Origin of the sequence: Bradyrhizobium sp., assembly GCF_049519115.1 — a bacterium.
Taxonomy (GTDB): Bacteria; Pseudomonadota; Alphaproteobacteria; order Rhizobiales; family Xanthobacteraceae; genus Bradyrhizobium.
Genome location: NZ_JBEKRB010000008.1, coordinates 276,300 through 299,090 on the forward strand (window position 1 = coordinate 276,300; position 22,791 = coordinate 299,090).

General features: G+C 59.2%; 17 protein-coding genes and 2 pseudogenes. 8 read left to right on the forward strand and 11 right to left on the reverse strand.

Features of this window, described 5'->3' with window-relative positions:
- The first annotated feature begins 5 nt into the window (after positions 1-5).
- The 4 genes from ABSE61_RS09695 (at position 6) to ABSE61_RS09710 (ending at position 2,330) form a co-directional block, all read left to right on the forward strand.
- Positions 6-482: a hypothetical protein gene (locus tag ABSE61_RS09695; RefSeq protein WP_423870854.1), complete on the forward strand. Its 477-nt coding sequence runs from the start codon at positions 6-8 to the stop codon at positions 480-482.
- Positions 483-484: 2 nt separating this feature from the next.
- The gene (locus tag ABSE61_RS09700) at positions 485-682 is read left to right on the forward strand and encodes a GAF domain-containing protein (RefSeq protein ID WP_423870855.1); all 198 of its coding nucleotides are present in this window, start codon (positions 485-487) and stop codon (positions 680-682) included.
- A 583-nt stretch (positions 683-1,265) separates the two neighbouring features.
- Positions 1,266-1,922: an HD domain-containing protein gene (locus ABSE61_RS09705; RefSeq protein ID WP_423870856.1), complete on the forward strand. Its 657-nt coding sequence runs from the start codon at positions 1,266-1,268 to the stop codon at positions 1,920-1,922.
- Positions 1,923-2,120: 198 nt separating this feature from the next.
- The gene (locus ABSE61_RS09710) at positions 2,121-2,330 is read left to right on the forward strand and encodes a hypothetical protein (RefSeq protein ID WP_423870857.1); all 210 of its coding nucleotides are present in this window, start codon (positions 2,121-2,123) and stop codon (positions 2,328-2,330) included.
- Between the two features lie 383 nt (positions 2,331-2,713).
- Here ABSE61_RS09710 and ABSE61_RS09715 read toward each other — a convergent pair whose 3' ends face one another.
- A complete protein-coding gene (locus ABSE61_RS09715) occupies positions 2,714-3,322 on the reverse strand; it encodes a cupin domain-containing protein (protein ID WP_423870858.1) in 609 nt (202 codons plus the stop codon).
- A gap of 1,009 nt (positions 3,323-4,331) precedes the next feature.
- Here ABSE61_RS09715 and ABSE61_RS09720 point away from each other — a divergent pair.
- Entirely contained in the window at positions 4,332-4,556 is a 225-nt protein-coding gene (locus tag ABSE61_RS09720) for a YodC family protein (RefSeq protein WP_423870892.1), read from the forward strand.
- A 218-nt stretch (positions 4,557-4,774) separates the two neighbouring features.
- Here the strand turns inward: ABSE61_RS09720 and ABSE61_RS09725 are convergent, their stop codons facing one another.
- The 4 genes and pseudogenes from ABSE61_RS09725 to ABSE61_RS09745 all read right to left on the reverse strand — a co-directional run bounded on the left by ABSE61_RS09725 (position 4,775) and on the right by ABSE61_RS09745 (position 10,508).
- Positions 4,775-6,196 carry an efflux transporter outer membrane subunit gene (locus ABSE61_RS09725; protein ID WP_423870859.1) on the reverse strand — a complete coding sequence of 474 codons (1,422 nt, stop codon included), beginning with the start codon at positions 6,194-6,196 and terminating at the stop codon, positions 4,775-4,777.
- Between the two features lie 57 nt (positions 6,197-6,253).
- Positions 6,254-7,477, reverse strand: coding sequence for an HlyD family secretion protein (locus ABSE61_RS09730; RefSeq protein WP_423870860.1), 1,224 nt, complete (start codon positions 7,475-7,477; stop codon positions 6,254-6,256).
- 8 nt (positions 7,478-7,485) lie between these two features.
- On the reverse strand, positions 7,486-9,039 hold the full coding sequence (locus ABSE61_RS09735) for an MFS transporter (protein ID WP_423870861.1): 1,554 nt from the start codon (positions 9,037-9,039) through the stop codon (positions 7,486-7,488).
- Between the two features lie 679 nt (positions 9,040-9,718).
- Positions 9,719-10,508: pseudogene (locus ABSE61_RS09745) on the reverse strand (LysR substrate-binding domain-containing protein).
- A gap of 123 nt (positions 10,509-10,631) precedes the next feature.
- Here ABSE61_RS09745 and ABSE61_RS09750 point away from each other — a divergent pair.
- The 3 genes from ABSE61_RS09750 to ABSE61_RS09760 all read left to right on the forward strand — a co-directional run bounded on the left by ABSE61_RS09750 (position 10,632) and on the right by ABSE61_RS09760 (position 12,960).
- Positions 10,632-11,261, forward strand: coding sequence for an isochorismatase family protein (locus tag ABSE61_RS09750; RefSeq protein WP_423870864.1), 630 nt, complete (start codon positions 10,632-10,634; stop codon positions 11,259-11,261).
- Positions 11,262-11,331: 70 nt separating this feature from the next.
- Entirely contained in the window at positions 11,332-11,934 is a 603-nt protein-coding gene (locus ABSE61_RS09755; RefSeq protein ID WP_423870865.1) for a hemerythrin domain-containing protein, read from the forward strand.
- A gap of 63 nt (positions 11,935-11,997) precedes the next feature.
- The gene (locus ABSE61_RS09760; RefSeq protein WP_423870866.1) at positions 11,998-12,960 is read left to right on the forward strand and encodes a glutathione S-transferase family protein; all 963 of its coding nucleotides are present in this window, start codon (positions 11,998-12,000) and stop codon (positions 12,958-12,960) included.
- 51 nt (positions 12,961-13,011) lie between these two features.
- On the opposite strand, the gene ABSE61_RS09765 is transcribed toward ABSE61_RS09760, so the two are convergent.
- From ABSE61_RS09765 to ABSE61_RS09790, 6 genes and pseudogenes are all read right to left on the reverse strand, one after another.
- On the reverse strand, positions 13,012-14,415 hold the full coding sequence (locus tag ABSE61_RS09765) for a cytochrome B6 (RefSeq protein ID WP_423870867.1): 1,404 nt from the start codon (positions 14,413-14,415) through the stop codon (positions 13,012-13,014).
- A gap of 306 nt (positions 14,416-14,721) precedes the next feature.
- Positions 14,722-20,190 carry a trifunctional serine/threonine-protein kinase/ATP-binding protein/sensor histidine kinase gene (locus tag ABSE61_RS09770; protein WP_490338365.1) on the reverse strand — a complete coding sequence of 1,823 codons (5,469 nt, stop codon included), beginning with the start codon at positions 20,188-20,190 and terminating at the stop codon, positions 14,722-14,724.
- A gap of 179 nt (positions 20,191-20,369) precedes the next feature.
- Positions 20,370-20,753: a hypothetical protein gene (locus ABSE61_RS09775; RefSeq protein ID WP_423870868.1), complete on the reverse strand. Its 384-nt coding sequence runs from the start codon at positions 20,751-20,753 to the stop codon at positions 20,370-20,372.
- Between the two features lie 47 nt (positions 20,754-20,800).
- Entirely contained in the window at positions 20,801-21,145 is a 345-nt protein-coding gene (cyoD, locus tag ABSE61_RS09780; protein ID WP_423870894.1) for a cytochrome o ubiquinol oxidase subunit IV, read from the reverse strand.
- A gap of 3 nt (positions 21,146-21,148) precedes the next feature.
- A pseudogene (gene cyoC / locus ABSE61_RS09785) lies at positions 21,149-21,769 on the reverse strand (cytochrome o ubiquinol oxidase subunit III); the annotation flags it as partial.
- Positions 21,766-22,791: cbb3-type cytochrome c oxidase subunit I (locus ABSE61_RS09790; RefSeq protein ID WP_423870869.1), on the reverse strand; the 1,026-nt coding region annotated here is incomplete at its 5' end. The pseudogene cyoC and the gene ABSE61_RS09790, both read right to left, overlap by 4 nt.

Consider the following 22,791-nt stretch of genomic DNA (forward strand, 5'->3'; position numbering starts at 1 on the left):
GCACGATGCTGGGGCGCGTTCGGCAAAGTGCGACAACTCGAACAGCTTCATCCGCATCTTCGTGCCGCGCCAGTCCTTGCATCTCCTATCTCTACAATCGGCACGCCCGTCGACCAGCTGGATGTCGGGACCGTGCTCAAGGCCGCGCAGGCGGTGTCAGCGAGATCGTCCTCGACAAGCTCATCGAGACGCTGCTGCGGATCGCGGTCGAGCATGCCGGCGCCGACCGTGGCCTGCTTATCCTGTTCCAAGGCGATGAGCCGCAGACTGCGGCCGAAGCGACGACCGGCCGCGGGCAGATCAACGTCATGCTGCGCCAGTCGTCGGTCTCACCGGCGGAGATTCCTGAATCCGTCCTCCAATATGTGATCCGGACCCGGGAAAGCGTGCTCCTTGATGATGCCCTGGCCCAGAACCCGTCTCGGCAGACCAGTACATCCGCGACAAGCACGCCAAGTCGGTGCTTTGCCTGCCTCTGGTGAAGTTGGCCAAGCTGATCGGGCTGCTTTATCTCGAGAACAGCCTGGCCTCGCACGCGTTCACGCCCGCCCGGATCTCGGTACTCGAATTGCTGGCGTCGCAAGCGGCGATCGCGCTGGAGAATGCTCGTCTGTACAACGATCTCAGGGAACGGGAGGCCAGGATCCGTCGCCTGGTTGATGCTAACATTATCGGAGGCTGAACGCAGACACCGCGTCGTGCTGGCGTCCGTAACTCGGTCCCCGTAGGCCCTTCAAAGAACAGGCGTCTCGTCCGCGAGTTCTGCTTCGGGCCACAGCAGACGTCAGCTCCCGACGCGCCCGGCATTGCTTGCACCTCCGATTTCAGGACGAAAGATTCATGCATGGCTTTGGCGCGACGCGCTGGGAGGAGGCGAGGGTGTCGTGACGTCATTGCGAGGGCAGGCGGGTAGAAAAGATGCTGCGCGCGAGCGAGCGGTGTCTTTGAAAGCCGCGCCCGTTGGTAGGAAAGTCACGGCAACAGGCATACCGTTAGCTTTGCGACATACCGCTGCATAAACCAACGTATTGTTACCCAAAACCAATAGAGCGTATGTTTACCCCAACCATTACGATATCCAAGTCAAAGAGCCGGCGGCGCTCGCGCGACATTGGGTTGGCCACGAATGAAGGACCAGTTTGTCGGGCCGTAGCTCGTTTGAGCGCTTCACCTCGAACCGGGAGCCTCATGACTTAACGCGGGCACGATTTCGGAGACCCAACGACTGTCAATGTTGTTGAAAACAAACCGGCAGGAGACGTGCAATGAACATCATTACAACGAATACCGATCTAGCAGGAATCGGAGTTCCAGACAGTAAGCTCGCGCGCGAAATAACGGAGTTAGTGCGGGACACCGAATCGCCGCTTCTGTTTCACCATTCGAGCCGCGTCTATTACTGGGCCGCTCTGGCCGGCAAGCGCCGCGCACTCAGGTTCGATTCCGAATTGCTGTATGCCGGAGCAATGTTTCACGACATGGGTTTGACCCATGAGCACAGCAGCGCGGATGAGCGCTTCGAGGTTGATGGCGCGAATGCCGCCCGTGATTTCCTGAGAAGCCACGGCATCGCACAAGCAGATATCGATACAGTCTGGACTGCGATCGCCCTGCACACCACGCCTGGCATTCCGCAGCATATGCATCCAGTCGTAGCTCTGGTGACCGCCGGCGTCGAAATGGACGTGCTTGGATTGGCTTATTCCGAGTACAGCGATGCGGAGCGCGAGGCTGTGGTGCGTGCACATCCGCGCCCAGCGCATTTCAAGGAGGACATTATTCAGGCCTTCTATGATGGCATCAAGCACAAGCCTGAGACGACCTTTGGCAACGTGAAAGCCGATGTTCTCGCCGATAAGGATCCATCTTTTCGGCGTGGCAATTTCTGCAGCGTAATCCGCGCGTCCGCCTGGCGAGGGTAAATTTTTGCCTCTTGAAAAATCTATCTCAAGTAGAAGTGCTTTGCCAGTTGTTCGGTTGATCCCAAAACCCGAGCGCGAGCGAACCGGTCTAGTCCGGAAAGCTCGCGCGATATATGACGACATCTTTCCGCAGGCCGAGCCGGTTAACAAGCAGCATAAAAAGGAAGCTGCCGGTCGTCGTGACGAGGTCCTATCGTCATGATCAAGATCATCGCCGTACTCTGCAGTCTCTCCTCTCCGACAAATTGTCACGAGCAGGTGGTCACGACCTCGGACGTCGCTGACGTGTCAATGCAGTCCTGTCTGATGGGTGCGCCGCAGCTCGCCGAGTGGATGAAGCAGCGTCCGGCCGAACGCCTCGCGGCATGGCGCTGCGTGATCGGTAACCAGGATGGGAGGAGAGCTTAGGGTCGAGATATTTCTCCGGCTTGCCGAACTCATAGTCAGCCTCACGGAACGGCAGTGAATCGCCGACAACCCGCTTCGCCGTCGGCGGTCTGCGACATGGTTCGTTAGGACGCGTTTCCGGGATGAATCGCCGCATCGCCACGCAGCATCCGCCAATTCTCGCGCACATACTCGAATCGCGCCGCACCCATGGAATCCTCTCCAGCGAAACCTGGAGCGGCTTGGGAAGCCGCGGGCAGTTGGCCAGCCGGTAACCCGAAAGAGGCAGCGGGCGGCGGGCGCCGGCCTATCAGCCTGACTAATCGTTCTACGGGCGTGCGACCTATCTGTACGCTTCTTTCGGCGGCGGGTCGCGTTGCTCAGTCGCCTGATTCAATACCTGGTTACAAAACGCAGGACTGGTTGGCGTAACTTTGTCCCGGCCGTTTCTTGAGGGTGATGATCATGCGGACGTTAGGGACGGACCCCACCAGCCGTGCGGTATGCCCGAGATGGCCGCCCGGCACCTTGGCGAAGGACGTTTCATCTGAGTTGAATTGGAACTCACCTGGACCCTGGCGGAGCGTGCTCCCATCCGTGGTTTGGACCTCCCATTGCCCTGAAAGCGTAATCACCCATTGCGGTCCCGGGGCGTGGTGCCAGTCCCCAAACCATCCCGCCGGAAGCACAGAAAAGACGATGCTTTCGATATCTTCCGGGACGATGCCCATCACATAAGGAGCAGCCGGAGGGGCGAATGCGTGCAACTGCAGCCCTTTCAGCACACATTTCGTGACATGAGTCTCCCCTTTGTCATCCGCCCACACGTTAGCATAGCTGATTTCTTGCCGCGTCAGGGCCTGGCGAATTGTGTCACCCGGTGGGGCCGGTGCGGTGGAAATCACGGATGTCGGCTGCTGCGCGGCGATGGCTGGGCCTGATATCTCTGCGCTTGCACCCGTTGACAACACAAGTCCGGCCGCGAAAGCGGCGCTAATGGTGATCTGTCTCATGAGAAAATGTCCCGCCGCCCATTGGGCCCTGAACTGATTAGAGTATGCCCGTCCCTGCGGTGCAGAGTTGTTTTCTGCTTCGTCTCTAAACTCAATCATAACTTGATGCGGTCAGCACTTCGTGTTTGTGCCGACGAAAAAAGCTACCGTCTTGCACCGACGCCGAATGCGCGAAGTTGATGTATCGTCGCAATGTGCTGGCACCATTAAATTGCCTTTTAGAAAGCGTTCGGAAACTTGCTGGATTTGGGCGGGAACGGCAACCTTGTCCGTGGCCAGCCCGGACTTCTTGCGGCTTACCGTCAACTCATGAAGCGCGAGGACTTTGGAGATCGAGCGACTGATCCCGTGCGTGGTCCAGTTTGCTGGGCTGAAGCAGTTCTCACTCCGTCCGCTTAAAGTCCCAGCCGCTATTCGGTGAATCTTTGTTTCCAATTTCACGCAGATGTTCAATTCAGATTAATGAACGTGAATTTAGTTGAGACGACAGACAGGCATTCCCATTTTCAGTCTATCGCGAGGCCGCGTTTTTTCTCGGACACGCCAGGCCCGTGGCGGGCGACTCTGTCCGCTCCAAGGGAGAATGTCATGAGACGGCGAGTGATGATGATCTTGGCAGGCGCTGCGCTTGCCGGCAGCCTTCTTGCCACCGATGCACAGGCACGCGGAGGCGGAGGACACGCGGGCGGCTTTGGCCGAGGTTACTTCGCTCGCGTAGGTGGCGTTGGTGGAGCTCGCACGGGAGGTGTTGACCAAGGCCGCCTCGGAGGCTTCGGCAGAGCCCGTATCGAGGGTTTGCCGGGGGCCACATGGCGGGCATCGCCAGGGGGCACATGGCGGGCGTTCGGCGGGGTTACCTTAGCCTTGGAACGAGCATTCACCGAGGTCACGGTGTAGTTCTGGAAGCGCCGGCGTCGTAATCGGCAACGAAACTGAGGCAATGGAGTTCAATATGTTAGCGTCCAAGAAGCAGGCATCGATCGCAATCGCAGCGACACTTGTGCTTAGCATGCCGTTGGCTCCGGCCTTTTCGGCGCCTGCTCCGTCAAACACGGCGCTGCAGACGCAGGTCACTCCCGCGTTCGGGAGCGGCGATCTCGTTCGGCTGCGTTCAGGAGGGCCGTTGATGACCGTTAAAGGTATCAGGGGCGATCAAGTGGATTGCTTTTGGACCGACGGGTCCGGTCAGATGAACGCCGATAGCTTCCCTATCGACGTGCTCAAGAAGGAATAATACTCCCGAAGAATCCGAAACTTTCGACACGACCGCTATTCGGCTACGTGTGTAATGTATCTTGAGGCAGGCTTGTAACGACTTGGGGTGTGCTGATCCTTTCCAATTATATTCGTCGCTCGTCGCGGCACAGTTTTGGTAGCCGCCTTGGGCGGCGTCTGCGCGGCTCGTGCGATCCGTAAAGGACAGACCGAGTCGTTTATTCAGCACGAAGAACTCTACGGCAACTCGCCATCTGCACCATGACCGACATCTACGATTTCCCATCCTCCCCCAAGGGCGCGATAAAGATTGACCAAATCTGTTGCGATCTGCGTGTCGCTGTCGGAAAGGTCGTTCTCGCTCTGAAGCAACTGGGTTTGCGTCGCGGTGACATCCAGGAAGTTCGTCGCACCCTCCGAGTAACGTTGCCTTGCGGCTTGCAGAGCGGACCGATTTTCCGCAACCGCGCGGGCGATGTCGATGCGCCGGCGTTGCGTTTCGCGATAGTCCTTTAGGGCGTCGTCGACCTCCTTCCAGGCTCGCAAGACCGTTTCCCGAAAGAAGATCGCCGCTTCCCGCTGTCGTGCTTCGCTCAAAGCCAGGGCGCCTCGCAACCGCCCGCCTTCGAAGATCGGGATCGAAAACGATGGCCCCACCGCGAATGCGGTCGACGTCGGGGTAAGCAGATTGCTAAGGTGCAAGCTTTCGACGGCCACGGCTCCGTTCAATGTTATGTCAGGGTAGAAGTTTGCCACCGCGACGCCCGTCTGCGCCGTGGCTTCATGTAACCGCGCCTCCCCCTCGCGTACGTCCGGGCGACGGCGTACGCTCGTTCCGGGCATTCCCACTGGAACCCTGCGGGGCACGCGCGGAATAATCTGGGGGCGTCCTAACTCGGCCTCCAGCGCGCGGGGAGCCTCGCCCAGCAGCAATCCAATGGCATTGATAAGCGCAGCCTCACGGGCACGAAGCGGCGGCTGGGTTGCAGCGATAGTAGCCTGTTGAGCCCGGGCTTGCGCCATGTCGAGCGTCGTGGCGACGCCGTTGCGGAAACGTGTATTCACAAGTTCCACATTCTCTTCGGCAAGGCGAAGATTGCGTTTCGCAATCCGAAGGCGGTTCTGTGTCCCGCGCAACAGCATATAGCTTTGGGCCAGTTCGGTGACGGCCGCGAGCGCGACACCGTGTCGGTTCTCCACGGCCGCCAAGGTGTTGGCGTCCGCGGCTTCCACTGCGCGTCTAACGCGGCCGAACAGGTCCAACTGCCATGATGACGTCAAGCCGTCATGAAACAGGCCGTAATCCAAAGGCGCGCCAGGTGCAGGTGTAAGCAAGGAGAGCGTGCCATTCGGGCTTTGCCGATTGTAGGTAGTTGATGATTGCCCTTCGATATTAGGCAATCCCTGAGAGGCCGCGACCCGACGCTGCGCCACGCTCTGGACCACACGCTCAGCGGCCGTCTTGAGGTCGAGGTTTTGGGACGCGACCCTTTCGACCAGCGAGGATAGCTCAACGTCCCGGAAGCTCTTCCACCAAGTGATATCGACCGCACCCTGAACCGTCCGGCTGGGCACGTCTTCTCCATCCAGCGCCGACCGTCTGGAGTCTTCTCTTACCGCCGGGCTCTGGTAGTCCGGCCCGACGGCGCAGCCGATCAACCCGACGGCTATCGTCGGACCTGACAGATACCTCACAAGACGCAAGGCACGCACACGTCAATGCCCGGTCACGGGATCGTTTGATCTGCGTTGTTCGCCCACGATGTCCTCCAGCCCCGTATGGATAGTGGTCTCGACCGACAAGCCCACGCGCAGGAGCTTAGCCAAGGGTTGCCCGGGCGTCACCACGATCTTGACCGGCAGCCGTTGCACAATCTTGGTAAAATTGCCGGTGGCGTTGTTGGGCGCGATGGGTGCAAAGGCAGCACCGGAGGCCGCCGGGACGTTGACCACAGTTCCCTTGAGGTCGATATCGTAAGCGTCCACATGGATAGTTACGGGCTGGCCGCCGCGGATGTGCAGCAGATCCACTTCGCGATAGTTCGCCTCGATATAGACAAGGTCGAGGGGCACAACGGTCATCAACGTCGTGCCGGGGCTGACATAATTTCCGACCTGCACGGACCGCTCACCGATCATGCCGTCGATCGGCGCCCTGATCCGCGTATAGGACAGATTGAGCCGCGCCTGTACAAGTTGAGCCTCGTCGGCTTTGAGGACAGCTTCCGCCGCAGATCTCCGGGCCCGGAGCACGTCCAATTGCCGTTTTGCTGCGTCGAGCGACGCCTCAGCGCTATCCAGCGCGGCTTGATCCTGCGCAAGCGTGGTGTCGGCCTGCTGGTGCTCCTGCATTGAGCCGGCTCCCGTCGTGGCGAGATTGCCGAAGCGGGACGCATTGTCTTGCGCGAAAGCCAGTTTGGCGCGCGCCGACGCAACGGCAGCCTGCTGCTCTACTATGATCGACGGCTGGCGTGACACCGTCGCTGAGATTTCATCGAGTAGCGATCTGTCGCGCGCGAACGCCGCCTCGGCTGATGCTAACGCGGTCTCATTGTCACGGGGGTCGAGAGTTGCGAGCACTTGTCCGGTCTTGACGACGTCATTGTCATCAACCAGCACCGTGGCGAGCTGACCGGAGATACGCGGTGCGATCATGGAATAGTGGACCGTCACATAAGCATCGCTGGTCCGGACGTCCGGGCGCGGTCGGAAAATGGTGAACAGAACCACAACTGCGAAAGCCACCACGAGGAGCCCGGCCAGAACCAGGGGCCAGCGCGGCCGAGGCGAGGGAAGTTTGTCGAGTTCCTCCCGGTCATGCAGTGTTCGATCCCTCTGTTGAAGTTGACTGTCGTTCGCGGGCGCAGGCACAAGGTCCGGCTTTTCGTTCCGCTTCGGCTCGGCGGGGCGTATCTTAAGCTCGGCTACATCGTCTGCCATGCGGATTCCTAACGCGTGGCAAAGTGGATGCGTGGCGGCATGGTGCGGACGGGCAACGTCATCACCACGAGCATCAAAAACACGCTGAGGGCTCCGAGGATCAGGAAAGTGTCGCTCGTCGATAAAATCACCACCTGCTGCTGCACGGCGTGGCCGAAGGCTTCCAGGCTGCCCGGCACGCGGGGGCGACCGCCCGGGGTCAACGGTGCCGGATACTGGGGCAGCACGCCGTTGCCCTGGATCACCCGCCATCGGTCTTGGCCAATCTCATCGACAACGCGGCTCGAATGGAGCGCGTTGCGCCAGCGGTTAATCAATTCCAGGGACCAGGCGCTCGCTGCCTCGGCCATGGCGCGCGAGGTGTTAATCAGAGCGGATGCAAAAGGGCCTTCTGCTGGACCGGTAACGGTATTGGTGGACATCAGCAGCAGAGGCATTATCACCATCGGCTGCCCGATCGCCTGGAGCAATTGCCATAAATAGAACTGATCCCGATTCCAGTAGACGGTGAGAAAGGACGAGCCAATGCAGGACGCAAGAATCAATCCCAACCCAGCCAAGCTAACCATGCGCGAATCGACCTGCTTGTAATCCAGCAACAGCGCCATCGCTGGCAGCATCACGAGTTGCAACGCCGCGATTTCGAGCGTGATCAGATTGGATTGCAACGGCCTATAACCCTGAACTTCCTGTAAATACTGCAAAGGTACGGCTGATCCGGATTGGCTGATGATTGAAAAGAGGAACAGACCGAGCGCGGCGTAGGCGAAGTTACGCCGGCCGAGCATCTGCAGCTTTAGAAGCGGCAAAGGGTGAAACCACTCGTTGGCTAGCAGCAACGGGATGGCCAAGGCGCTCACCAACGCCAAAACGCAGATCAGCCTCGAATTGAACCAGTCCAGCCGATCACCCTGATACAACATGGTACTCAGGGCTCCGGTCCCGATCACCAGAAGCAGCAGGCCGCGCCAGTCAAACATTCGGAACCGTTCGTATTTCGGCTGATCTTGATGCAGACAATACCAGACGAGAACGCCGGCCAGAGAGCAGAGCGGGATCGGCTGGAAGAACACGATTCGCCAGTCGACAATATCCGTCCAAAGCGCCGTCACCGTCGCAGCCAGCGCTGGCGTGAAAGTTGCCGTCAAAGCATAGACCGCCAGACCGTAAAGCCGGATATTCGGCGTGAGCACGCGAAAGGCCGTGGTCATCAGGAGAGGGATGATTAGCCCACCCGCAAGCCCCTGGAGCAGCCTCAGAGCATAGATCGCCTCGACGTTCGGACAGAACGGGATCAGAACGCCCGAAGCTCCGCATAGTGCGATCGCAAAAAGTGTCCAGCGCCTTAGCGTGAAGGTCATCGCCAACCAGGGCGAGATCGCCATGCCAACGATCTCGGCCCACACGTACAAGCTTTGGATCCAAGTTCCAGGATCGTGGCTGATCCCGAGCGCTCCTCGAACATCTATCAACGCAATCGCTGTGACCTGATCGTTAAACTCGGACGTCATGGCTGCGATGAGGACGCCGCCAAGGCCAAATAAGGGTTTGATATCTACCAAGTCCCCAGACTCTCTTGAAGAAACAATGAATGCGAAACGATCTAGAAGTCCGATTTGGACCAGTGCCTCATGATCAAAGGGAAACACATCGATTACGGCTTTGAACGCACTCGCAATGGACCCGATGGTAGCGGCGCGACCGAATATCGGATCAGCACTCCACGCAGCTGTCGCAAAGCTCCTCTTAGGGATTGTTTTGACCCTTAACGAGCAAGATGATCTCCGTCGCCCGGGAGTTCGATTAAAAAGCGATTTACTAACACGCTTTTTACGTGTCGCGACCTTCGTGCGGCCGAGAACATCGGACAATCGAAAAAGTACTATCGAGCACCGGTTCGGACGCATACCGCAACGAGGGAACGTCGGCATCAATGCTATTTTCTCAGCGAAAACTCGGCCTTATGCAGGTAACCCCCGGTGGCTCAGCTAAATTCGCGTTTTTGAAATCTGGAATTATGTGGCCGCGCTTGGCTTGGCCGGAGACGACCGCCATAAACGAACCGAGGCGACTTCCTCATCTTCGTCGAGCGGCCGAAGCCGTGGCCGCGGACAACATAAGTGAAACCGTTGCTTTCGCGGCAAGCTGGTTTTTTCTATTTGAGCGACAGCCTGTTAAACAATTGATGCGGAATGCTCGTAACCCGACGATCTTCGTTCATCCTACGTCACACTTGTGTCATCAGGTCCGGAATTCCGCAGCAAGAAAGTCGATGAGGCTGCGGATCGCCGGGGATAGCCCGCGGCGAGACGGAAAGACGGCGTGCACAACTCCGCTCGGCAGCGTCCAATCCGGAAGGATGATTTCCAGTGCGCCGGACGCGACCTGATCCATCACTACGTAATCTGCAAGCTGCGCGATGCCAATGCCGTCCTCGGCCGCCTGCCGCAAGGCATACATGTCATCGGTGGCGTAACGCGGCTCAAAGGCTACGCTGACGAGGTGGCCCGTCGCATTCTGGGCTCCCGACCAGGAGTTGCCGGCTCTCGGCAAGCCGTTTCATGACCAGTCCGTCATTCTCGAGGGGTGGAAACCGAACGCGCAGGGCGACATCCACGCCTTCCTCGATCACGTCGACGCGGCGATTGGTTGCTGAAAGCTGCACGCGCACCTGCGGATGGGCGGCCATATAGCGGGAGATGATCGGAGCAACCGAGCTGAACATGAGAGAGATCGGACAGGTCACGCGTATCATGCCACGCGGCTCCGCGCTGGTGTTGTCGATCGCTTCCTGAGCGGCTTCGGCCTCGGCGATCATCGCCACGCAATGACGGTAATAGACTTCGCCGACCTCGGTCATCGCGAAATGCCTGGTCGAGCGCTGTAGGAGCCGGCTCTTCAGCCTTTCTTCGAGCAACGCAACACGACGGCTGAGCGTGGATTTCGGAAGGCCAAGAGCACGCCCGGCAGGCGCGAACCCACCATGCTCAACCACCCGGGCGAAATAGTAGAGGTCGTTGAGATCCTGCATATGTCCGTTCCATTTTTGGAACAGATAGTACCGAATTAGACGACTACAGGCAAATTCGTTCCATCAGTATCTCTTCGACCAATGAGGCCATCGCCTCGGTCAACCCTCCATGGAGATATTGCTATGGCAAAGAGTTCCCTACTGACCCCCGACGATCACGCGCTCCTGCTGATCGATCATCAGTATCTGCAGTTGCTGGCGTTGCGCTCTCACACCAGCGAGGCCGTCGTCAACAACACGACCTTCCTCGCCAAGGCGGCGAAGCTGTTCAAGGTGCAGACCCTGCTGACGACGGCCTTTGCCGAACGTCAGGAACTGTTCCAGGAAGTTCAGGCTGTTTTCCCGGATCAGAAGCCGATCGACCGTACCGGCCTCAATTCGTGGGACGATCCGCGGGTGCTCGACTGGGTCAAGAAGACTGCCAAGAAGAAGCTAGTGATGGCCGGCTTGTGGACCGAAGTCTGCCTGAGCTTGCCGGTGATCGATGCACTCGCTGAAGGCTATGAGGTCTACATCGTCACTGACGCGTCTGGTGGCGGCAGCATCGAAGGGCATGAGCGCGGCGTCCAGCGCATGGTTCAGGCTGGTGCTCAACCGCTTACCACGATCGCCTATGTGTCCGAACTTCAGCGTGACTGGGGGCGCCCGACCGCAGACGACGTCGCAAAGCTATTCGCCGAGCATGGCGGTGGCTTCGGTCAGGGTTTGCGTTGGGAGTGGCAGTTGCTGGCCCTGAAGGAAGGCACACGATAACCCCAGGCGCCGGTCGTGGTTCATCTCCACGGCCGGCGCCGTGCCGCAAAGCAGAAACAGGAGCGTCATCATGAAGGATATAGCCAAGGCGCTTACGGTCGATGTGAGGAACGGCCTGCCGGATGAGTTGCTTGAGCTGCTGCGCAAGTATCCTCGCGGCCAGTGGGCGAATGATCCACGCCTGCACGGACTGGCCGAAGGATGGCTCCAGCGGCACAATTTGTTTCGCGAACTCTCGGTGCTGACGGGCGGCATGACGGCGGATCTTAGAGAAGGTCGTATGTCACCAACAACGTTTCTGCCCCTGTTCCAGCGCCGGATGGGCCTTCTACTCGGAGAGCTCGATAGGCACCATCATGTTGAGGATGACTACTATTTCCCCACCTTCGCCGCCGCCTCGCCAAAGCTGCAAAAGGGCTTCGACATTCTCGACAATGACCACGGGGTGATCCACGGCGCGATCCACAGCCTCGGCGCCGCAAGCCGTGAGCTCATTGCTACGCTTTCCGGCGAAGTGTCGGGTCGCGACGGCGATGCGCTCCGCGTGGCCGAACGGCTTACTGGAGAGATCGAGGGCTTCGATCGAACCTTGCTGCGGCATCTCGATGATGAAGAGGATTTGATCATCCCGCTCATCCTGGAGCGCGCTCGTGATGATCCGAATTTTCGTTAGGAGCCGCGGCTCCAAGAACAGCGGTACGTTCAATGCCCGCAGATAACTTGCAAGGAGAATGAAATGGGATTGCTCATCGACGGTCGTTGGCACGATCAGTGGTTCGATACCTCGGCAAGCGGCGGGCGTTTCGTGCGTCAAGACAGCGTTTTCCGCAACTGGGTGACTACTGACGGTACGCCCGGCCCGACGGGGGTCGGGGGCTACAGAGCTGAGGCGGGGCGTTATCACCTCTATGTTTCCCTGGCCTGCCCCTGGGCGCATCGGACCCTGATCTTCCGCGCGCTGAAGGGGCTTACACCGCTTATCGATGTCTCGGTTGTGCATTGGCTCATGGCCGAGCAGGGCTGGAGTTTCGTCGCAGGCGATGGTGTGGTTCCCGATCCCATCGGCGGCGCGCACTATCTGCACGAGGTCTACACGAGGTCGGACCCGACCTACTCGGGCCACGTCACGGTTCCGGTTCTGTGGGACAAGAAGACCGGCACGATCGTGAACAACGAGTCGTCGGAGATCATTCGCATGTTCAACGCTGCCTTCGACGGCATCGGCGCGAAGGCAGGCGACTATTATCCCGAGGCGCTCAGGACCGAGATCGACGGCTTGAACGCGCGCATCTATGCGACGGTCAACAACGGCGTCTACCGGGCCGGTTTCGCTACGACGCAGGAAGCCTATGAGGAGGCTGTCGGCCTGCTGTTCGAGACACTGGATTGGCTCGAGGATCGCCTGTCATCCCGGCGCTTTCTGACGGGCGAAAAAGTCACCGAAGCCGACTGGCGGTTGTTCACGACGCTGATCCGGTTCGATCCGGTCTATGTCGGACATTTCAAATGCAACATCCGGCGGATTGCGGACTATCCGCGCCTTTCTGACTATATGCGCACGCTGTTCCGAATCGAGGGCGTAGCAGCGACCGTAAATCTCGGGCACATCAAGCGCCACTACTATCAGAGCCACCGCAATTTGAATCCAAGCGGCATCGTTCCGGTAGGACCGGCGCTTGCGATCGGCGACACGCCATAGCTATCATCTCCGTCGGCTTTGGCGGCCGTAATTGGCGGTCGCAATGAAGCGTCAGAGCGTGCGAAGGAATTCAACCAGATCGTGCTTTTGCTCACTGGTGAGCTTGGTGCCGAGCACCAGATTGAAGAACTCGACGCTGTCGTCCAGCGTCAGGAGGCGCCCGTCGTGCAAATAGGGCGGCGAGTCCTTGATACCGCGCAGCGGGAAGGTCTTGACGGCTCCGTCGCCGACTTCACTCATGCCGTTGATGATTTCTGGCTTGAAGAAGCGCTCGGTCTTGAGATCGTGCATCAGGTTGTCGGTGTAATAGGGGGCGGCGTGGCAGGCACTGCACTGGCCCTTGCCGAAGAATATCTCCTGGCCGCGCAGTTCGGCGGGCGTGGCCTTGCTCGGATCGAGCTTGCCGAACACGTCAAGCTTCGGCGCGGGCGGGAAGCCTAGTTCCTCCTGGAATTCCGCCATCAGGCCGACCTGGCTGATTCGATCGAGGGGATTGAGGCCCTTCTTGGCGGCGATCACCTGATCACCATCGAAATACGCTCCGGCCTGCTCGAATTGGGTGAAATCCTCGATGGTCTTGAGTGCGCGCTGCGAACCGAACAGCCGCTGGATTTGGACGCCGCGCAGTGTCGGCGTGACGATACGATGGCGGGATTCTGCCGGACGGGCATCGGGAGCCAGGTGCGTGGCCTTGTTGGTATGGCCGTTCGAGTGGCAGTCGAAGCACGCCGAGCCACGGCTCGGCAGCTCGGAACGGCGATCCTCCGTCAGGTTGAACTGCTGCTGCGGAAACGCAGTGACGAGCAGGCGCAAGCCGTCCAGCTGCTTGGGCGGGATAATGCCGTTGAACAGCTCGTAATAGTTCTCGATGGTCACGAGCTTGCCCTGCGAGACGTCGCCGAGGTCGGTCCGCTGATTGAGATACATCGGTGGCGGGAATTCCGGCAGGAAGTGATCCGGGATGTCGTAGTCGACGTCGAAGCGCGTGAGGTCACGTCCCTCCTGCCGTTTGATCTCGTCGATCACGAAGTGCGGAAACACGAAGCCGCCTGCCTCGTGCTTGGGATGCGGTAGCGGATAGAATCCCTTGGGAAAGGCGTTCTGCTCGCGAATTTGCTCCGGGCTCATATTCGCAAGAGCCTCCCAGGTCTTTCCTGCGGGGAGCTTGACACGGACTCCTTCCTGCACCGGTTTGGTGCGATCCATCGTAACCCCTGTGGCGGGTCGATTACTCAAGTCGTATCGCTCGTTGAGGAGCGCCATGTGTTCGCGCGCGACCTCCGGCTTCTGCGCGGACAGCCTGGCGAAGATCGCCGAAAACGGCTCGGTGATGTCGACCGGCATGTAGCTCGTCTTGCCGCGCGGCGCTTGCTGCGCGTAGGCAACGCCGAACGCAAGGATGACGGCGGCAGATGCCGCTCCGGTCAGAAGTTTTCGGGCTCTCGTTCGAGTCATGGCGATCTCCTTCAAGTTACTTTTGCAATTATTTGCTGCCGGAAATTGTCCCGCGGAAACCGGCTGACCACCCTGTTGCAAATATCTTCCGGAAAGGTTTCGTACCAACGCCGTAAAAATCCCACACAATCAGAGTGACGGTCCGCTTTGACCTCTTCAATTAAATACAGGTTTAAACTCCAGACATGCAGTCGATATGCGGGTCGTTGCTCGTCATATCGCTGTCGCTGAATTCATCGGATCGTCAGGACTGGGATTTTGGGGGGCTCATGCCCGTGGAGGCGCCGACGAACCATTCCACAGCGATTACGCCGTAGTGTCCGCTCTTACAGCCAAGGTGAACTGAAATGTGACGCCGTGGGGATGGTTTGCAGTCGCCCACAGCCGACCACCGTGGGCTTCTATGATCGAACGGCAGACCGAAAGTCCCATCCCCATGCCGCTTGCTTTGGTCGTGAAGAAAGCGTTGAACAGCCGGTCTGCAGTCTCGGCGGAGAGTCCGACGCCGCAATCGGTGACACTTGTGAGCACCTGTTGCTTCTCGTCCTGGCGGGATCGGATCACTAGCTCGCGCGGCCGATCCGTGACGGAGTGCATGGCTTCAATGCCATTCATCATTAGGTTGATGATGACCTGTTGCAGTTGAACCCGATCACCGAGAATCGCCGGGAGAGCAGGTGCCAATTCCGTTCGCAAGGATACTTCATGGCTGAACAACTCACGCTGCATCAGCGTAATAACTCCTTCAACGACGTCATTGACGTCGAGCGGTCTCATTTCAATATCCGATTTGTTTACTAGCGCCCGAACTCGCCGGATCACTTCGCTTGCCCGATTGCCATCGCCGATGATCCATTCCACCGAACGGCGCACTGCGTCCAGATCGGGAGTTTCGCGGTCGAGCCAATGCAGACAGGCCTCGGCGTTGGCGATGACGGCGGTAAGCGGCTGGTTCACTTCATGGGCGATCGAGGCCGTCAGTTCACCCAAGGTCGTTACGCGCACGACATGAGCCAGGTTTGCTTGCGCGTCGCGCAACGCCTCCTCAACATGCTTGCGCTCGGTTAGATCCAGCACAAAGGCGACGCCTTCATCTCGTTTCCACTCGAAAAGCGCAAGGGCGATCAGAATTGGCACGCGGCTGCCGTCCTTACGGAAGTACTCCTTCTCACGGGGTTCAAGGGTTCCAGCCACCGTTAACTCTGCGGTGATCTGTTTGTCGGCGTCGCGCCATTCGGGCGGCGTCAGCTCGGTCCATCGTATTCGACCCGAGACGAGATCTTCTCGGGCATATCCAACCATATCGAGAAAGGCCTGGTTGGCGTCGGTGACCCGACCTTGAACGTCCCAGAACACGACCCCGACGATGTTCGAGTCGACAAGGCGACGAATTCTGGCCTCCCGTTCCCTGAGATCGTTGTACAAACGGGCGTTCTCCAGCGAGATCGCCGCTTGCGACGCCAGCAATTCCAATACCGAGATCCGGGCGGGCGTGAACACGTGCGACGCCAGGTTGTTCTCGAGATAGAGCACCCCGATCAGCTTGGCCTGCTTCATCAGGGGCAGGCAGAGCACCGACCTGGCGTGCTTCTGGCGAAGGTACTCGTCTGCCGAGAATGGATTATGCGCCAGGGCATCATCAAGGATCACGCTTTCGCGCGTTCGGGTTACATAGTGGAGCACGGATTCGGGAAGCTCCACCGAGAATGCTGTCGTCTCGCGCAGCGTGACCTCGACCTCGCCGCGGCCAGTCTTCGCTTCCGCTGCGGTCTGTAGCTCGTCGCCTTGGAACAGGATGAGCAGACCACGCTCGGCGGCGGCATGCTCGACCGCGATTCGCAACAAAGCCTTAATGAGCTCACTGAGGACGATCTCGCCTGATAGCGCTTGCGATGCCTTGAGCACTGTCCCGATATCCAGCTGCTCGACAGGCGCATCAATTGTCGTTGTTGGAGATGCAGGGACCGCCGCGTCATGGAGATGCGGATGGATATGTTCGAGCTGCCGCACCTTGCCGAAGGCGCCCCAGCGAAGATAGCAGCGCCGCGCCTCCCGCAGAAGAGCCCCGGCAATCGTATCGAATCCGCGCGTCGCGTAGAATCGGCTGGCGACTTCAAAGGCCACGCCCTCGTTCTGGATAAAGCCATGCTCGCGAGCGGAACCGATGGCCCGTTCGTACAGACCCATCGCATCGGCGTCCCGCTGCTCGATGCGAGCCTTCTCGGCCGACACCAGCGCATGCTTGTCAGAGAAGGTCGGTGAATAGCTATCGACCCACTCGCGCAGTTGTTCCTGGTGTACCGTCAGTAGTTCGTGCCAGGTAATCTGCTCGTCCGCCGGAGCCTTGTCATAGAGCGCGGCTACGGTCAGCGCGGCATAATAGAAGTAGTCGAGCAGCTGGATCTGGGCGACTGCAGCCGAAAGTAGTGACTTCACCTTCTCCGCTGCTGAGAGCGCCTCGGTGTAGTCCCCTGACAGGAAACGCGCTTTCAGTTTAAGGATCCAGTAAAAGCAAATCGCCATGGGCATCTGGTCCCCAGTCAGTTCAGCCTCGAACGTCGCCTCGTCGAACTGCGGGTCGCTGAAGGTGGAAAAAGTCGCGGTCCGGCCCCGCATCGTGGCGATGAACTGTTGCTGGCTCGTGATGATGTCCGCCGCGTATTTGGCTTCACGCGCGAAATCCAAGGCTATCTCCGACTCGCGCCAAACTGCGTCGAGCGGATCGTTCCGCAGAAGAAGGCCTGAGATTAATTGCGACTTGCTGTAACAAGCCAGGGTCAGATCTCCCGTCTCATTCGCGGGGAGAAAGGTCGCCCGCATAAAATCGATGGCGGTCGTGATTGGCTGTGTCCAGAAGGCAACCCTTCCCATCGCATAGTGAACCCTGGCATGCGAGCTTATAAAGCCGTGCTTCTCGACGAGGTCGCAAGCGAGTTTGGCGAAACGGGGAGCATCGCGGTAACGGCGAAAGACGGGCCCGAGCATAGTCCCCAAATAGCCACAGGCCTGCGCGGAACCGGCACTCACGCCGTACTGCATGCTGATCGTCACCATGCGGCACATCTGCAAGCAACAAAAACGGAAATCGGTAAGATAGGCGGCCGGCGTAAGCCCCCCGAGCACCTCCATGGCGATCCGCAGTCCCGGATCCGTCATCGGCGGTAGATCAATCAGGCTCTCGATCGGTCGCCCATCGAGGGTTTGCCAGAGTTTCTCGTATTCGGTCTGGACCTGCTCCCAGGTCGGCTGTGCCGGCAAATCAATGCCGAACAGCCGCACGCACGTGAGCGCACTGGCCACAGCGAGCTGGTTTTCCGATTTCAAGACATGGAACTGGACCTTCAAGTGGTAGACGGCCGCCTGATCGACCTTCGATGCGCCGCGCTGCAACAGTTCCCCAATCAGTTGCCCCGCCGTTTCGAAGTTGCCGCTCAGAAGCTCGCATTGCGCGCGTTCGAGCCAAAGGCTGAACATCAGTTCGTAGCGGCTGCCCCAATCTCTTTCGTCGAGCATGGCCATCCCGCCCGCAAAATACGCGCACGCCGATGCAAAGGCCGCCGACGCCTTGGCCTTGCGTCCGGCGCGCAAGTCGATCGCGGCTACCAGCGCCTTCTCGTCTTGGTCGTCCAGCAGCGCGGCGCCCCGATTAAGCTGATTTGCGACATCGAACAGATGCTCGGCGAGTTCATCCGCGGTCATGCTCGCCAGCAGCGCGCGCCCGATGCGCAGGTGGATTTCTGTACGATACTCTTCCGGGATCAGCGTGTAAGCTGCCTGTTGGATCCGATCGTGCAGGAATCGGATGACACTCTCCTGCTGCAAGACAAGCCCGGCGTGGACGGCTTCCCAAAGGGCCGCGTGAGTGGCTTCCTCTGTTTTTCCAAGAACCAGGGCCAGGGTAGCGATCGGGGCAACGTTGCCCAGGCAGGCGAGTTGTTTCAGGACTTCCTGAGTGCTAGCGGAGAACCGTTTCAGCTTTTCAGCCATTAGATCCACCACGTTGTCGGTATAGGTCTTGGCCCGGATGCGATTGATGTCCCATTGCCAGGCCCGCGTGACAGGGTCGAACGCGAGCAGCCCCTCGTCCGCCAGTGCCGTGAAGAATTGGATAGCGAAGAACGGGTTGCCACCGGTCTTTTCCTGCACCAGCTCTGCCAACAGCCGCGCACACTCCGGCTCGCAGTTGAGGGCGTCGGCGATGAGCCGGCTAACATCATTGAGCCCAAGGGGCGTCAACACGATTTCATGCACTCTCACTTCGGTAGCGCGGATCACATCGAGAGTTCGTGGAAGCGGCTGCGCGGGACCGACCTCGTTATCCCTGTAGGCGCCGACCAGGAGCAGGTGTCGCATTTCCGGATGCGTAACAAGATGCTCCACGAGATCGAGTGTTGCTGCATCAAGCCACTGCAAATCATCGAGGAACAGCGCGAGCGGATGCTCCGGCTTAGCGAATACCGCAAGGAGACGCCGGAACACAATCTTGCAGCGGTTCTGCGCGTCCTGAGGTGGCAGCTCTGGAACGGGCGGTTGTTTCCCGATCAAAAGCTCCAGCTCGGGAACGAGATTGACCATGAGCTGACCATTCGGACCGAGCGCGGTATGGAGAGCATCTCGCCACCGGCCAAGATCCTCCTCGCTCTGGCCGAGCAGCGAGCGGACCAGGCTCTGAATGGCCTGCGCCAATGTGGCATACGGGATGTCGCGTTTGTACTGGTCGAACTTACCGGAGGCGAACAGGCCGCGCGGCGGCACCAGCGCCTTGTGCAGTTCGTTCACGACCGATGATTTACCGATGCCGGAATAACCGTAAACGAGCACGAGTTCCGGCGTGCCGCTCCTAACGACCCGATCGAAGGCTGCAATCAGCGCCTCGATCTCGCGCTCCCGGCCGTAGAGTTTCTCCGGGATCAGCAACCGATCCGACTGATCGCGATCGCCAAGAGAGAACCGGTCGATGCGGCCATATAACTCCAGGTCTGCGAGGCATCTTCGAAGGTCGGCCTCCACGCCCGCGGCGGTCTGGTAGCGCTCTTCGGCGGTCTTGGCGAGAAGCTTCATCACGATTGCCGAAAGCGGACCCGGGACATCTTCAATCCGCTCGTGGGGCGGCACCGGTTGCCGCGCGACATGACAGTGCACCCACTCCATCGGATCGGAGGCGGTGAAGGGGAGCTGCCCGGTCAACATTTCGTAGAACGTGACGCCCAGCGCATAGAGATCGCTGCGGGAGTCCACCGAGCGGTTCATCCTGCCGGTTTGTTCCGGCGCCATGTAGGGGAGCGTCCCGGCGATGACCTCCGGCGGCGCCGGCGCTGGATGTTCGCGCGGCAGACGCGAGGCTATGCCGAACCCCGTCAGCCACACGCCGCCGCTTGTCTGATCCACCAGGATATTTGCGGGCTTGATGTCCTTATGGATGAGGCCACGCCCATGCACGCCGCGCAGCGTCCCCGCAAGCGGGATCGCAATGCGCAGGAAATCCAACGCGTCTAGTGGCCGGCCAACCAGTCGATCGGCCGGCGTTCCGCCGGGATCCTCAAGCACCAGCGTCATACGGCCGTTATGTTGCGTCAGCGCGATAGGTCGCGCAGCCCAGTCAGCATCAAGTTCGTCCCTGAGCGCATATTCGTGTTCGAGCCGCCCGACGCCACCGGGCACGCTTTCATCGACGGCGACTAGCAGGATCCGGGGCAAGCCGCTACCGGAGCCGCGCTGGAGAGCAACGTCTCCCTCGCGCAGCGGCGAGAATACGTAGTCCAAGAGCTCCTTCACCAGGGATTCCTGCTATGCGGACTACTTTGGCTATTAATTAGGCTATGTTTGCTCTTGCTCGTCAATCCAAAACCAGCCGCTGAAGATGCGATCGCATCAGGATCGGTGCTAGATTACGGCTGTACGACGACGAGAACAGCGCAGGCCTTGCGAATGGATCCGAGAGGCGGGTCGGAACGCTAATATTGCTCGGCTTCAGGCTGCGCGGCATAAAAACTTCGGATCAGCTCGTACTTTCCCTGGGCTGATCGGCCGTACACTTGATGCAGACATACCTTTGCGGTGCAAAAGACATTGGATATTCCGCAAAGCAAATGTTCATAGTGCAGTACGATTTCTGATATGCCGTCTGTGTAATTGAAAAATTCCCGCGTTGCACGAGGCTCCTTGCACTCGTTGACGATGATTTGGCGTATCTCGAGGGGAAGTGAGGTGACGTGTTCGGGACTGTACGGTTCGTCAAGCGTGATTGGTCCGCCTTTGGCCGAGCCAGTACCTGGATTCAGCAAGATCAAAATCAGTGCGGACAAGCCGAATATCAAATTTCTTTTGAGCAAAGTCATGCCTCCGTTTGGCTGTACGAGCGCCCTGAGGCCGATCGCTGCGTGCGTCAATGTTGAGGCCGCATACTCATCGGTCCGGCCGACGGCATCAGCATGTTTTGGTTCAAGTCGGATACGATCCACATGGAGCCAACGACCACCACGAATACGATGAGCAGCCCAAACGCGAGCGCCAGGATGTTGTTGGTGCTATCCGCCCCCGTCGTGAGGTGCAGGAAAAACACCAGGTGAATTCCCATCTGGGCAATGGCGAGAACCGCAAGGCCGAGGCCCACGCCGCCCTCCCAAAGCAGCGACGTGTTTGCAACCCAGAAGGACGTCGCCGTGAGAATGAGCGCCACCACCAGGCCGATGGTGTAGATCAGAGCCTCCGAGGGAGCCCATGTCTGCATTTCTCCTATCAGATAAACCACCGTGAAAACGCCGACCCAAACAATGTCGAGCGCGTGCCAAAACAAGGAAAAGCAGAGCAGGCGGTGCTGCACGCTTGCGACGAAGCCCATCACCGCGACCTGGACCATCATCACCATGAGCCAGATCAGTCCGAGAGTGACGTGCAGCCCGTGACAGCCCACAAGCGTAAAGAAGGCGGACAGAAAGGCACTGCGCTGTGGGGTCGCGCCGCGAGCGATCATGCCGGCGAATTCGTGGATCTCGAGTGTAAGAAACGCAGCGCCGAGCGCAAAAGTGATCACGGCACCCAGGTACATTCCCATACGATTTCGCGAATTGATGGCGAGCGACATCAGTCCGCAGGTGTAGCTTGAGAAAAGCAGGCAGACAGTTTCGATTGCGACCGTGCCCTGATTGAACAACTGGGCGCCGGTCGGACCACCTGCCGTCGAGTGTACAAGCACCGCGTAGCTCGCAAAGAGCGCGGCGAACATGATGATGTCGCTCAACAGAAAGATCCAGAAACCGTAGGCGACCACAATCCTCTTTGGGGCGGGCCCAGCTTCACTCGTAGTGGGGAGCGCCACTTCCGGGACGCTATCGATTGCGACGGCGATGTTCATACGACAGCTCCTGCCTGTTGAGCCCGTTCGAACTGAGCAATCTGCTCGGCGGGCACCTCGAATTCAGTGTGTCTGCGAAATGCAAAGGCAAGCAGCGTTACGAATGCGCCCGCAAGTCCCAGACTTGCCATCCACCAGATGTGCCAGATCATTGCGAAACCAATGAGGACCGCGAAGAAGGCGCTAACAAAGCCGGTGGCGCTGTTTTTCGGCATTTCGATCGACCCGTACGCGCGTACCGGCCCTTGCTCGTCCTGCTTTGCCTGCTCCCGTCGCTTCTTGCTGGTCCAGAAAGCGTCTGTTCCGCTGACATTCGGGGCGAAAGCAAAATTCCACGCCGGCGGCGGCGATGCCGTGGCCCATTCGAGCGTGCGGCCATTCCAGGGATCGGCGGTCACACGCAACTTGTCGCGAGCGCGGATCGACACGACGAGTTGCACGATCTGGCAGACGATCCCGCCAAGGATGACAACGGCGCCGACCATCGCGACCATCAGCCAAGGCTGCCACGCGAGATTGTCGTAATGCTGCATGCGCCGGGTCATACCCATCAGGCCCACCAGGTAGAGCGGCATGAATGCGAGATAGAACCCGACGAGCCAGCACCAGAACGCGGCTTTGCCCCAGCGTTCGTCGAGCGCGAAGCCGAACGCTTTGGGAAACCAGTAGGTGTATCCCGCCATCACCCCGAATACGGTTCCGCCGATGATGACGTTATGGAAGTGCGCGATCAGGAACACGCTGTTGTGCAGTTGATAGTCGGCCGGCGGCACCGCATGGAGCACGCCGGTCATGCCGCCGATGACGAAAGTCACCATGAATCCCATCGACCACAGCATCGGTACCGAAAACCGGACCCGGCCGCCGTACATCGTGAACAGCCAGTTGTAGATCTTCACGCCCGTCGGCAAGGCGATGATCATGCTCATGATGCCGAAGAAGCCGTTGACGTTTGCGCTGGCGCCCATGGTGAAAAAGTGGTGCAGCCAAACGAGAAAGGAGAGGACGCAAATCGCCATGGT